The organism is Methanolobus sp. (assembly GCF_016278365.1).
Lineage (GTDB): Archaea > Halobacteriota > Methanosarcinia > Methanosarcinales > Methanosarcinaceae > Methanolobus.
The window spans coordinates 142,629-155,630 of record NZ_JADQBZ010000011.1 but is presented as its reverse complement, the minus strand read 5'-3'; the positions used below and the strand labels follow the sequence as shown (position 1 = coordinate 155,630).

The 13,002-nt window shown below is 45.6% G+C and carries 12 protein-coding genes and 1 other RNA gene; 6 read left to right on the top strand and 7 right to left on the bottom strand.

Features of this window, described 5'->3' with window-relative positions:
• Positions 1–13 precede the first annotated feature (13 nt).
• A complete protein-coding gene (npdG, locus tag QZZ22_RS12465) occupies positions 14–739 on the top strand; it encodes an NADPH-dependent F420 reductase (RefSeq protein WP_292465384.1) in 726 nt (241 codons plus the stop codon).
• Between the two features lie 23 nt (positions 740–762).
• On the opposite strand, the gene QZZ22_RS12460 is transcribed toward npdG, so the two are convergent.
• Positions 763–3,459 carry a PEP/pyruvate-binding domain-containing protein gene (locus QZZ22_RS12460; protein ID WP_292465382.1) on the bottom strand — a complete coding sequence of 899 codons (2,697 nt, stop codon included), beginning with the start codon at positions 3,457–3,459 and terminating at the stop codon, positions 763–765.
• A gap of 199 nt (positions 3,460–3,658) precedes the next feature.
• Between QZZ22_RS12460 and QZZ22_RS12455 the strand changes: the two genes are divergently transcribed.
• Together QZZ22_RS12455 and QZZ22_RS12450 are read left to right on the top strand one after the other, a co-directional pair.
• Positions 3,659–4,210, top strand: coding sequence for a TMEM165/GDT1 family protein (locus QZZ22_RS12455; RefSeq protein WP_292465379.1), 552 nt, complete (start codon positions 3,659–3,661; stop codon positions 4,208–4,210).
• Positions 4,211–4,304: 94 nt separating this feature from the next.
• The gene (locus QZZ22_RS12450) at positions 4,305–4,511 is read left to right on the top strand and encodes a hypothetical protein (protein WP_292465576.1); all 207 of its coding nucleotides are present in this window, start codon (positions 4,305–4,307) and stop codon (positions 4,509–4,511) included.
• 1 nt (position 4,512) lies between these two features.
• Here QZZ22_RS12450 and QZZ22_RS12445 read toward each other — a convergent pair whose 3' ends face one another.
• Positions 4,513–4,749 (bottom strand): hypothetical protein, encoded by a 237-nt coding sequence (locus tag QZZ22_RS12445; protein WP_292465376.1) that lies wholly within the window; start codon positions 4,747–4,749, stop codon positions 4,513–4,515.
• 170 nt (positions 4,750–4,919) lie between these two features.
• Between QZZ22_RS12445 and rnpB the strand changes: the two genes are divergently transcribed.
• Positions 4,920–5,294: RNase P RNA component (rnpB, locus tag QZZ22_RS12440), an RNA gene on the top strand.
• Between the two features lie 6 nt (positions 5,295–5,300).
• Here the strand turns inward: rnpB and QZZ22_RS12435 are convergent.
• From QZZ22_RS12435 to QZZ22_RS12415, 5 genes are all read right to left on the bottom strand, one after another.
• Positions 5,301–6,443, bottom strand: a complete 1,143-nt coding sequence (locus tag QZZ22_RS12435; protein WP_292465373.1) for a geranylgeranyl reductase family protein — start codon at positions 6,441–6,443, stop codon at positions 5,301–5,303.
• A gap of 17 nt (positions 6,444–6,460) precedes the next feature.
• A complete protein-coding gene (locus QZZ22_RS12430) occupies positions 6,461–7,093 on the bottom strand; it encodes a DUF116 domain-containing protein (RefSeq protein ID WP_292465370.1) in 633 nt (210 codons plus the stop codon).
• Positions 7,086–7,724: a DUF116 domain-containing protein gene (locus QZZ22_RS12425; protein ID WP_292465367.1), complete on the bottom strand. Its 639-nt coding sequence runs from the start codon at positions 7,722–7,724 to the stop codon at positions 7,086–7,088. Before QZZ22_RS12425 ends, QZZ22_RS12430 begins: the two co-directional genes overlap by 8 nt.
• A 76-nt stretch (positions 7,725–7,800) precedes the next feature.
• Positions 7,801–9,048 carry a (Fe-S)-binding protein gene (locus QZZ22_RS12420; protein WP_292465364.1) on the bottom strand — a complete coding sequence of 416 codons (1,248 nt, stop codon included), beginning with the start codon at positions 9,046–9,048 and terminating at the stop codon, positions 7,801–7,803.
• Positions 9,049–9,051: 3 nt separating this feature from the next.
• Entirely contained in the window at positions 9,052–9,843 is a 792-nt protein-coding gene (locus tag QZZ22_RS12415) for a disulfide reductase (protein ID WP_292465361.1), read from the bottom strand.
• A 271-nt stretch (positions 9,844–10,114) separates the two neighbouring features.
• On the opposite strand from QZZ22_RS12415, the gene QZZ22_RS12410 reads away from it, so the two are divergent.
• Positions 10,115–10,828 (top strand): RNA methyltransferase, encoded by a 714-nt coding sequence (locus tag QZZ22_RS12410; protein WP_292465358.1) that lies wholly within the window; start codon positions 10,115–10,117, stop codon positions 10,826–10,828.
• Between the two features lie 77 nt (positions 10,829–10,905).
• Positions 10,906–12,996 (top strand): minichromosome maintenance protein MCM, encoded by a 2,091-nt coding sequence (locus QZZ22_RS12405; protein ID WP_292465355.1) that lies wholly within the window; start codon positions 10,906–10,908, stop codon positions 12,994–12,996.
• Positions 12,997–13,002 lie beyond the last annotated feature (6 nt).

Genomic DNA, 13,002 nt, shown 5'->3' with positions numbered 1-13,002 from the left:
TGATGGGATTATCATGAAGATTGCAATAATTGGCGGTACAGGCAGTATCGGTAAAGGTTTTGCCCTCAGGTGGGGGCAGGAACATCATGTTATAGTAGGTTCAAGGGAACTGGAAAAGGCCCGGTCCAAAGCTGCCGAATATAATGCCATACTGAAAGAATATGGTTACAAAGCAGATATAACCGGGGATGTAAATGCGAATGCAGCCTCAGAAGCCGACGTGGTGCTCCTTGCTATAAGGTATGGCCAGATAGCTTCTACCATCGGGCAGATCAAACCGGGGCTTGAGGGGAAAGTGGTCATATCCGTGGTAGTGCCAATGGAAAAAGATCGCTGCATCATTGTTCCGGACGGTGTTCCCCTGGAGATATCGACAAATTCCCGGGAGGATTACAAAGCAGACTACTTCTGTTATGTCACTCCTCCTGCAGGAAGCGCTGCACAGGAAATCGCTCCTATGCTCCCGGAAGGAACTGAGCTGGTCTCTGCATTCCATAATGTCCCTGCGGCCAAGCTTGCCAACCTTGACATCGAACTCAATTACGATGTCGGTGTTTGCGGGAACAGCATGCATTCAAAGAACATTGTCTTTGACCTTGTCAGAAACATTCCTGGAATGCGGCCTCTGGATATTGGTCCTATTGAAACATCCTCCATGGTGGAATCAATTACACCACTGCTTGTCAATGTGGCCATACGTAACCACATGAAAGATGTCGGTATCAAATTCGTAGATTAAGATCCCTTTGTGGATTCCTTTTTTTAGTGCCACTGGCCTTTAAGCTTGTCAAGTTTCCATGTTCTGGTACCTGTCTGTTTCTCAAGGTAGCAGATAGCATCCTGTTCATGCAGGTTCGCAATAACCACCGCCTGGGCTCCGCCTGATGCCTCGTGGACATTAATTACCTTTACCACATCTTTGAATTGCTCATGATCCGGAAACAGGTCTGTAAGCATGTTTTCAGAACCTTTGAAGAATACTTCGTTGAAGCTCGATTTTTTCGTGTCCGGATATATGGGCATATAGATGATTTCTTCTTCCACGATATCCTGGAAGAAATGAGTCCCATAAGAGACTTCAGGCGTATGTCCTGCTTTCTCACGTGCAATTTCCACGAGCAGGGATGTACGGTCTATTTCACTATATGTAGCATTGACTCCCAGTTCAATGTTGCTGCTACCCCATCTGCCAGGCCCCATAAGTATGAATGCTGCACCCATACCACCTATCTTTTCATTGATGCGCCCGACAACACGCCCGATTGACTTTTTCAGATCCATGTCCGCAGTTTCATATTCTTTTGGATCTATGTACACAATATACTCTATATTTTCCACTTTTCCTTCGTTTATGAGCATGTTGGACCTGAACAATATATTTTCTTCCTTTATATTGTCCGGTATAGCTATCTGCTCACTTCCCCCAGGTGTTGTCATGGGTCTGCACTGGACTATATTGATCCTCACATTTCCCTTTTGATCGGCGGATGCTGTGAACTCTATGTCTACCGGATGTTCGTATACTCTTTCCACTATTCTGAGTACCTCTCCCATGATATCAACGAATTTAGTATTCTTTATCAGGTTGTTGAATGTAAGCACCATTTCATGTGAGCAGTCTATTGCATTGGTATAAGGATCTGTAAGATATCCGTCATCCATGACCGAGACAAACATTCTAAGGGCCGGATAATTGCAGTCTTTTGCAAGGTCACTGAAAGGTATGGTTACAAGATTCCTCTCTGCCAGATCAAGCACATCCACATCCCATTGTGAGTATTTGATCACCTTCGTACCAGCTTCCGGACGGAGCGTCGGGTGGCTGACTGCGATCATTCGGGGGTAGTCTCTTCCCACACGGTCAACAGCTCTTGTTCCCAGTCCAAAGACAAGCCTTATCAATCCTTTTTCAGGATCTATGCGCTTTGTCCAGCGAAAGAGATTCTTTGAGAATGCAACTCCTGCAATTGCCGGGAAAAAATATTGTTTGTAAGGCATCCCGGACACACGCTGTACCAGTATTGCCATCTGTTCATCCTGATAGTGGAGTCCCCTGGTCCTCCGATATGCAAGAGCATCCGGGTTAAGGGCGCTGGCGTAAACAAGTTTGACCGCATGCATGAATGCTTCAAGACGCTCTTCCGGGCTTCCCTGATTGGCACAGAATTCACTCCGATATTTGCCCGCGAAAGCATTCCCGTAACTGTCTTCCTGTAGGCTGCTTGACCTGACTATGATAGGAGCCTGTCCGAAATAATCCATCAGGTCCCTGAACTGTTCCGTTATCTCTTCCGGGAATTTCCCTTCAAGGAATCTTTTCTCGACCTCTTCAAACTCTTCCTTTGTCATATTGGAGCTGTCCGATAGTCTGACCCTGAGACGGAATAGGTCGTTATTGATCATAAAGGTGAAAAATACGTCAGAGCCGATGTAAAATGAATCGTGAGGCTCGATTATCTCTGTGAATTCCTTTTGATTCTCACTGCTCAGGAGTATGCTACGTGAGAGCAGCATTCCAACAGCTTTTCCCCCGATACGCCCGGAGCCTATCATCCTGTCCCTTATACTGAGCAGGTCCTCCAATGTGAGATAGGTGTCTGCAAGGCGGCTGAAACGGGGGTGTTCACCAACAACCATCCTTGAAAGTTCCTGCTTGAGTGCTTTTACTTCGGGTTCCGGGATGGCATCCAGCATTCCCATCTCATAATGGAGTCTTAGTTTCGTGTACACCGTGTCCCATGGGGCCGTGCCGCGGCTACCTGCTCGAAGAACTTTTTTGCGGTCACCTGAGGATATGGTGGCAGCTTTTCCACTATCAAATATAGGCTCCCATCCTTCCTCTGTTATCAGGTGGGGCAGGAACATGCTGTGTGAATAGCGGTCGTAGACCTTCAGGGGATGTATGTATGCCCTGTTGTTGATGTGATAATAATCAATAAGTACCTGTGTGGTTTCCCTGATACCGGCGACTGTTGAATGACTATGCTTTCCTCTGGTGAGGCAGAAGTATCCAATTGTTTCAAGCTCGAACAGGTAAGGGCATGTCGCCTTAAAGAAATTGGCTACCAGCTCATCAGTAGCCCACTCAACCATAAGTGAGGAAAGGTTATCGAACACATAATATGTCTTCTCACCGTAATATTCTATCATCCTGTGGACCTGGCTGCTGAAATAGTCAAAGCCGTTACCGGGGTCGATCTTTACTACTTCAATTCCTTCCATTATCTCAAGAATGGGTTCATGAGGTGCGAATCTTACGTAAACACACTTATGGCCGGAATTAATGCCTTGGCTGATGAACTTGCCGGCAAAATACCTGTAGTCGTTTAGTTCCTCCACTTCCCAGACTACATTATCTCCCAAACGCAATGAATGAAGCACTTCATCAAGTTGGGAAACACCGCTGGTCATCTTTTCCTTGTCTGAATACTTGAGGACATTTGATTCTACCTTGACCATTTCCTTCACGCTTTTTACTTCCTTTTTTTGACAGTAATAGGATATCGGTTAGTTAGTATCAATATATAGTCTTTTTGTACTAAACCACAAACTTATTCTATATTAATAAGGAAGTAGTTTTCCGTAATTAACCTGCCTTAAAGCCACATTAGTTGTGTCTGGCAAATGTATATATTTGAATACGGTATCTGCATATATCGTGATTCAGGACATACTGCTCCCTTTCCTGTTGGTAGGACTTGCAGAACTTGGTGATAAAACACAGCTTGCAGTGCTGGTGCTTTCTACGAAAACCCGCAGATATAAATCACTGCTTGCGGGTGTGATGTTGGCTTTTATCCTGACGGATGGCATAGCCATACTTTTCGGCAATTATATTGCTCAGAGAGTGCCGCTGGATTATGTACGCATAGGCGCTGGTCTGATGTTCATTCTGTTTGGTCTGATGACCTTGCTCCAGAGGGACAAGGATGAAGAAGAAGGTTCCTACGAACTGAAAAGCCCTTTCATGTCGGGATTCTGGCTGATTCTCATTGCAGAGATGGGCGACAAGACACAACTTGCAGCAGCCCTGTTTGCTACACAGTATAATCCGCTCCTTGTATTTGTCGGAGTGATAATGGCTTTGTTCATTCTGTCTGTCTTGACTGTATATCTTGGAAAGATAATAATGGAAAAAATCGATAAAAAGATAATCTCCACGATTGCAGGAATCATGTTCATTCTTATAGGCGCTTCATTCTTCCTTTAATAGGGATTCCAAATGAACCTTTTTCAATAGTTGAGCAAAGTTAATAAGCCATTAACATATATTCTTCAAAGGGAGGTTTTAATTAGTGATCATAATGAAATGCAGGGATCTTGGATTTAATGACGACTTCATAGTCATTGACAATGACCCGGAGACAGTCAAGGAAAAGATGTTCCAGCATATAATGGATAAACATAAAAAAGAGTATGATCTGCTTTCTGATTTCCACCAGGATGAGATCAAAACCAAGATGGATTTCCTTATCAGGCGGGGATGCGGGTGTGGCGTCCTGAAGCTTTAAGTTACCTGTCAGCAGTCTCTTTCTTTTTTTGTCCTGCCAATCTGTAAAGCACCGCTATCGCAAGTGGTAGGAGCATTCCAATGGCCACGCTCCAGTAACTTATTTTTGTATCGCTTATACTTCTTGAGTGAATGTAACCTGATATGGGGTGGGAGATCATGAATATGTCAGCAGCCATAATAAGAATAAGTGCAGTGAGCAGGATAGCGCCCATTATAAGGTATCTGTTATATCGCAATACACCACCAGTTATTAAGTAAAATCTACTGTGCAATAAACTTTTCTAAAATGTCACGTTGATGACAGCGTCTGGTGAAAAATGATTGCATGTTTTATCTCAAATATGGGGTTGATTGTAATGGGAGAGACAGTTATATATATCTTAACCGGAATCTTCCTAATTCCAGTGAGAGAGGAAGGACGGCCGCCGGGCCTTTGGCCTGAGGAAAGTCTCCCCACCATCTAAACACACGAGTGCCTGTAAAGGGCACCGGGCGAGAGTCCGGGCAGTTGCAATGCAACTCATGCATTTACTGCATGCTGGCACAGAAACGATACCGCGCCATGTTAATGCTGTGATACTGAGAGGTTGAGGTCGCGTGGAATGCGGATGGAACGGCGAATCCTCGTGGGTGCAAGTCAGGAGGGGTAAATGGGTGTTTAGACCATCCCTCGGTATATGACGCTTAGCCGAATGCCGTCAATGCAGCTCGCAAGAGCGCATTATCCTGCCAGGCAGGATAGTGTATTGCATCAACAGAAGGGAGCTTATTCTCCTCACTCACATCCTTATCCTTTTTTCACAATCCAAGCTGGTTTAAAATTGAGAAGGAGCCATTTCATATACTGTTTGTAGTCGGTTTTGAATGCAACCACTTCCAAAAATTTATCAATGACTCTTGGTTCCTGTGTAAAAATACTGAAAGCCTTTTCCGAAAACCGGTGCATAATGCTGGCGAAATAGAGGGAATATTTCAGATGTTCTCCAAATTCGGAATAACATCTCTTTTCATAAGTTTTAAGATGTTCCGGCCCCCGGCTGGAAATAATTGTCTCAGCCACGATTTCTGCTGCTATCTGGCCTGACCGAATGGCATAAGCAAGCCCTTCTCCTGTGAAAGCATCCACAAATCCGGCGGCATCGCCAACCAGCAGTATTCTGCCCTTGACAAGATTCCTTTTGTAGCCTCCGCATGGGATGACATGTCCATTAAGTTTATAGCTTCCGTCGAAATGGTTCTCCTGAAGGTATTGTTGGATAGTGCCCCTTGGGTCAGGTAACATATTTGCAAGACCGCCGGTACCAACCGAGTAATAACCATCGTGTGGGAATATCCATCCGTACCCCATGCCGGCAACCCCAAAACGTAGTTCTACAGCGTCTTTTATGTAGCTGTCAATTGTCCCGTTACTTTCCGGCACTTCTGCGACCATACATATGCCATATTCTTTCTTGCTGTCTTTCCTGCGAACATGATGCTTTAGCATCCCCTGCGATCCTGTTGCCAGAATCAGGAATCTGGCTGCATAAGTTGATTCCGCCGTCCTGACTGTCACATGGTCCTCTTCATCTAAGACCTCAATGACCTTTTTCCCCGTGATATCTTCTATCCCCGTTTCCCTTGCCTTTTCAAGAAAGAAATTGTCAAGTCTGCTGCGGGTAACAATAGCAGAGAGGCGATAATCTTTTGAACGTTCAATGACCTGGTCCCTGAAACATATCCTGGCTCCGAAAACTTCCTTTTCGATTATCTCCTCGGGAATTTCAAAATCCAAAAAGGACATTGCATGCTCAGAGAGGGCACCCCCGCATGGCTTGTATCGTGGGAAGGACGCCTTCTCTATCAATAATGTCTTCAATCCCATTTTACCTGCCACTCTTCCTGCAGCCGTACCTGCAGGACCACCGCCCACAATGATAAGGTCAAACATGTTAATTTCTCCGCTGATCAATTACTTGCATTACGGGAAAACATTTCCAGTGCCTGAAGTACTTTCTCGTATTCTACTCCTGTGTTGAAACATCCATCACTATACATCGGAATTCCGTATGTGACGATGTCTTTCCCTTTCAGCCCCATCATCACTTTATTCAACTCGTAATCGCAGGCTATCAGGAGGGCGCCTTCATATTTTTCCTCTTTTAGTACATGCTTCACAAATGAGGAGCCTGTCACTATGTAGAGTTTATACCCATACCTTGCAGCGTCCTCTTTCAATTTTGAGAATACACATTTTCCGCAGGACACACACTGAATACCGGTCCTTGTGGAGGACGCAGGACATTCGAGAAAACGCATGCAATGAGGTGCAATGATCATACGCTTTTCCGTCCGTGTAAAAGCGCTCTGGTTAGCAATGTTTTTCAGGGATACCATCCATTTATCAAGGATCCTCGTATCCGATAACTTGAAGAAGAAGAATTTCAGGGGCAGATAGAAAAAATCCAGAACTTCTGCAAAGAAACCTGCAAGCCATACATGTCTGTTAAGGCTGATCCTGCTGACCGCAAGGGCGATGCCTGCCAGAAGCACTGACAGGACGATCAGAATTGTTATTATTTCACCAAGAAGCCTATACATTGCATTCCTCCATCTTCCTGATTACTTCCTCAACATCAACTTTTGTATCGAAACACCCGTCGCGAATCAGGGATATTCCCTGTACTACCATAAAAGGTGAAGCTCCCTGCATTGACTCCGATAGCTCAGGATAACAGGCTACTCCTATGCAGCTGTCAGGTTGCTGGGTCTTTATGATTTTCTTCACAAAGCTACCCCCTGGTATTACATAAACTTCGAAATTGTGTTTCAACGCAGCTTTACAGATGATGCCTATGTCACAAAGGCCGCACATCTTGCATTCGTATCCGATTATAGGGTCACAGCGGGCTTTGCATTTAGGATGGCGCATACACTGGGGTAGGAATATGACGCGTTTGCCTTTTATGTTTTTGAATTTTTCAAGCATCACAGCATTGCGCACCTCGACCAGTATCTCATCAACAAGCGTTTCCTTAATTTTGAAAACGCGGCAGATTATCTTGGCCGGGCCGTAGAACATGTAAAGGATGAATAATATGAAATTCGGAAAAAGCATTCTATGCTTTCTGAAACTGTACGCTCCTAGCAGGAGTGCTATTATTATCCCTGCTATTGCAAGCAGAGCAATGGCAATGAAGACTTTTCCGAGTATCTCGTAGGGAATTTCCATATGTAGGCAAAATGGGAAAAAATATTATATTTAGGTTATCCTCAAAAAGTTACAGTAAAAAATAAGAGTGAATAAATCACTCTTTTGGTGCGTCGCTAAGGTCTATTCCCATTGCTTCTGCAACAAGGACCACAACGTCTTCAACTTCAAGCTGCTTTGCACCAAGTGCATCCCTGCCATCGCTGAGGTTTCTCTTACAGAATGGACAGGCGCTTGACAACAGATCTGCTTCGGTTTCAAGAGCATCTTCAACCCTTGTCTTTGCAACGCCCATTGCAAGGTCAGGAACACCGGCCTTTACTCCGCCTCCTGCTCCACAGCAGCGCTGGTTCTCTTCGATTCTTTCCATTTCAATGAACTCGATACCCGGTATGCTCTTCAGCACAGCCCTGGGTGGCTCGAATACTCCGACATGGCGTCCAAGGTGGCATGGGTCGTGATATGTGACCTTCTTGTCGATGGACTTCTCCCACTGGATCTCTCCCTTTTCAATGAGGTCCTGCAGGAACTGGGTGATGTGAACTACTTTGAACGGAAGTTTCTTACCAGTGAGCCTTGGCCAGTCTATCAGAGAGGCTCTGTAACATCCTGCACATGCGTAAAGTACAGTCTTTGCTCCCTTTGCCTTGATGTTGTCGATGTTCTTCTGGGCATTCACTTTTGCGGTGTCGTTGATGAAGTACTGCCCGGTCCTGATAAGTGCTGAACCGCAGCAAATCTCATCTTCTCCAAGCATCGTGAACTTGATACCAAGCTTGTTAAGCACGCGTGCTGTTGCCAGGGCAAGTTTCCTTTGCTTGAGTTCTGCAGTGCATCCTCCGAAGTAGAGTACCTCAGCTTTGTCCTCGACCTTTATATCCTTGGGGAACCAGTTGACTCTGTCGGCATTGTTTGCCATGTAGGGGTTCTTGTATTCTGCAATGAGCTTGATGAACATTCCTTGTTTTCCGTATGGGCCGTTGCCACGCTTTACAAGGTTTGCACGCATTGACTCCCAGAGTTCAACAGTATTGATCGCGGATTCACAGACTGTTGCACACATCCCGCAGGTTGTGCATTTGTATACGTCATCCTTGAATTTCTCGATGTCTTCCTCTGGTATCTCTTTTGGTCCGAAGAGCCTTGCACGAAGTCCGTAGGACTTGTTCATGAATTCTCTCCATCTGAGGATCTTGTCCCTTGGTGCAAGCCCCGGGTCCTGTGCTGATGCATCGTATGTGGGACACCAGTTCACGCATTCTCCGCATCTGCTGCAGGAGTCAAGTTCCATTATCTGGACAGCTGTTAAGTTCTGTGTATTAACTGAAGGTTCTCGCTTTGCCATTATTTATTCTCCTCCTTTGTTCGCAAGGAGTGCAAGCGGTATTGCAATCATATGTATGTATTTACTGAATGGTATATATGCGATACAGAAAAGCAGTGATATTACTACGTGGAATAGGGCCATTGGAGGTGCCAGGTTTGGGTCTTCAATGCCAAATCCCCAGAATCTTCCAGTCCTTATTCCGTCTGCAACAAATCCTGAGATGGTGATGACTGTAAGGCCTATGAGAAGGATGGAATCGTAAGCAATGGTTGATTCCCTTACCTTGGCAACGAACAGTCTCCTGTATATTGCTATTATGATACCTGTAAGCAATATGTAACTGAAGATGTCGTTTGGAACTGCGAGCAATTCTCTGAAGATTTCCGGGGAAAGAAATTCCGGCAGGGCGTGAACTCCGAGTTGTGCGGATATCAGGTGTACCATTTCAACTGCGAACATAGCAAGTGAGAGCACAAAGAGTGCCATCCATCCAAAGAAGATGGTAAAGTGCATGAACCATCTCAGGGGGCTTCTTCTCAGTATTCTTCTCTGGAAGAGAATATCAAGGACAAAGGTTTCCAGGACGGACTGATTATGCACGTGTGCATGTTCACTCATTTGCTGGGCAAGCATCCTGGGGAAAGCGAAGATGCTGCCAGATGGCTCCTGCCCGTAACCCGTGGAGCCCATGCCCCATTTTTTCAGGTTTATATACATTCCAATAATGAAAATACCGATGGACAGGTTAGCCATTATCATAACCTGAACAAATGTAAGTCTTAAAGCGTCGGATACGCCGGCAAAATAATCCATTTTAATCTTCTCCTGATATATCTATATAAATTATTACTATCATACTTTTAGAATCGGGATTGGTTTTTACTTATAAGTAACCGGTTTGGTTTGCATGAGTGTGGTAACGATATTATTTAAAGATTTGCATTAAAAATATATGCAGCAGGCGGCTGGGTCTTCAAAAAGGATTTGAAGCACAGGCATTTTTAAGCCACTCTGCTTTCCTGTCCGATTACACTTATATGCAGGTAGCACTATAAGAAATCTAAACCGGATACAGTTGTAAAATATGTCTATTGATGTCAGAGTAGTTCTTGTGGAACCCCTTTACCAGGGGAATGTAGGTTCTGTTGCCCGTGCGATGAAGAACTTCGGCTTTTCTGAGCTTGTACTTGTGAATCCATGTAAACTGGAAGTCGAATCAAGGGCCATGTCTTCTCATGCGTGGGATTTACTTCAGGGTGCTACAATCGTTGACTCACTGGAGGAAGCGGTTGATGGTGCCAGTATTGTCATAGGAACAACTGGCATCGCGGGTGTGGCTTTTGACCTTCATCTGAGGGTCCCTGCATATTCGCCTCGTGAGATAAAAACCCGTCTGTCAGGTACCCAGGGAACTGTGGCTGTGCTTTTTGGCAGGGAGGACCATGGCTTCAGCAGAGAGGAGTTGAAGATGTGTGACATGATAATGACCATTCCTACATCGGATATCTACCCCGTGATGAACATGTCGCATGCAGTCGCAGTCGTCCTCTACGAACTGAGTGATATCAAGGCGGGAGAGAACAGGCTTGCTGAAGCTTCTGATCTTCATCTTTTATACGAGCATCTATTTGAACTTCTTGATGATATCCAATACCCTGTACATAAAAAAGAAAAGACCAAACTCATGCTAAAAAGGATATTCGGGAGGGCTGTCTTATTAGAACGGGAAGTACAGACCTTAAGGGGTGTTTTGAGGCGTGTTCAGCGCAATCTTTCCACTATGGGCGATACTGAATAGTGTTTCGAAATATTCATATTACTTTAAGTATATCTTGCATCGACTTGATTTATAACGCTTATATATTTGTGTAAAACATGACTGAAGGTAAGTGGGACGAAAAGTTCAGGACTTTTCTAAAAAAATATTACTGGGATAGCATTCTCCAGCTTGCAAACGAGTATCCTGACCAGCGCAGCATTTATGTTGATTTTTCCGACCTTGAGATATTTGACAGGGAGCTTGCGGATGAACTGCTCATGCAGCCGGATGAAGTCATACCCTGTGCAGATAGTGCACTCCAGAACATCGATCTTCCTATCGAGAAGTCACTGGACAATGCCAAGGTCCGCTTTATCAGGATACCGAACAAGGTTCCCAACAGGGATCTAAGAAGCAAACACCTGTTGCAGCTTGTCGCAATAGAGGGCATGGTTCGTAAGGCAACGGAGGTCCGTCCAAAAATCGTCGATGCAGCCTTCAAATGCATGCGCTGCGAGCATGTCACAAGGATACCTCAGACTGAGCTGAAGTTCGTGGAACCTCTTGAATGCGAGAATGACACTTGTGGCAGGAAAGGCCCTTTTAAGCTTGATATCAACGAATCGGTCTTTATCGATGCCCAGAAACTGCAGATCCAGGAATCTCCCGAGAATCTCCGGGGGGGCACACAGCCTCAGAGCCTGGATGTGGATGTGGAGGATGACCTTGCTGGAATCGTCAAGCCGGGAGACCGGGTTATCATCAACGGTGTGCTCCGCTCTCACCAGCGGACAACAAGGGAAGGAAAGTCTCCTTTCTATGACCTGGTGTTGCATGCCAATGCACTGGAATACATGGATCAGGAGTTCGATGAACTTGAAATAACACCTGAAGAGGAGGAGCAGATCAGGGAATTAAGTCGCAATCCCGAAATATATGAGAAGATCATTAAATCGATAGCTCCTTCCATCTATGGTTATGATGATGTGAAAGAAGCCCTCTCACTGCAGCTCTTTTCAGGTGTGGCGAAACACCTTCCTGACGGTTCCAGGGTTCGTGGCGACATTCATATGTTGTTCGTGGGTGATCCGGGTGTTGCAAAAAGTCAGATGCTGCGTTATATGGTGAAGCTTGCTCCAAGGGGTGTGTTTGCATCCGGTAAGAGCGCTTCCTCAAGTGGTCTGACGGCAGCAGCGGTCAAGGATGATCTGGGTGACGGCCGATGGACATTGGAAGCAGGTGCCCTTGTAATGGCTGACATGGGTATTGCTGCAATTGATGAAATGGACAAGATGAGCACAGAGGATAAGAGTGCCCTGCACGAAGCCATGGAGCAGCAAACCATAAGTGTCGCAAAGGCCGGTATAATCGCAACCCTCAAATCCCGATGTGCATTGCTTGGCGCCGCAAACCCTAAATATGGGCGCTTTGACAGGTATGAAGGCATAGCCCAGCAGATAAATATGCCACCTGCTCTCATGTCCAGGTTTGACATGATATTCGTGCTCCTTGATACTCCTAACGAGGAGATGGACTCCAAGATTGCCAAACATATCCTTAAAGCGCATTATGCGGGTGAACTTTCAGAGCAGCGAAAGAACATTCCGGCAAGTAAGGTCACGCAGGAGCTCGTCGATGAGCATATGGAAGTCGTGAAACCGGATATCGATCCCGAACTGATGCGCAAGTATGTTGCATACTCAAGAAGGCACATCTATCCTATAATGGAAGAAGCTGCTCGTGAGCATCTCGTCAAGTTCTATATGGATCTTCGTAAAATGGGTGAAGGTAAGGATTCCCCGGTGCCGGTCACAGCGCGTCAGCTGGAGGCCCTTGTCAGGCTTGCGGAAGCACGTGCCAGGGTAAGACTGAGTAATGTAGCTACTCTTGATGATGCAAAGAAGACCACTCGTATTGTCTATGCCTGCCTTAAGCAGGTAGGTGTTGACCCTGATACCGGTGCTCTGGATGTGGATGTTATCGCCTCGGGTACAAGCAAGAGCCAGAGGGATAAGATTAAAGTCATTAGGGAAATCATTAAAGCAGTGGGTGAAAGACATTCCGGGGGAAAGGCACCTCTGGAGGAAGTCTTTGCTGAAGCCCAGGCTCAACAGATTGATAGGCAGCATGCCGAGGAGCTTATAGCGAAAATGAGGCGCTCCGGAGATCTGGTCACGCCTGATAACGATCATATAAAAGTAGTATAACTGATG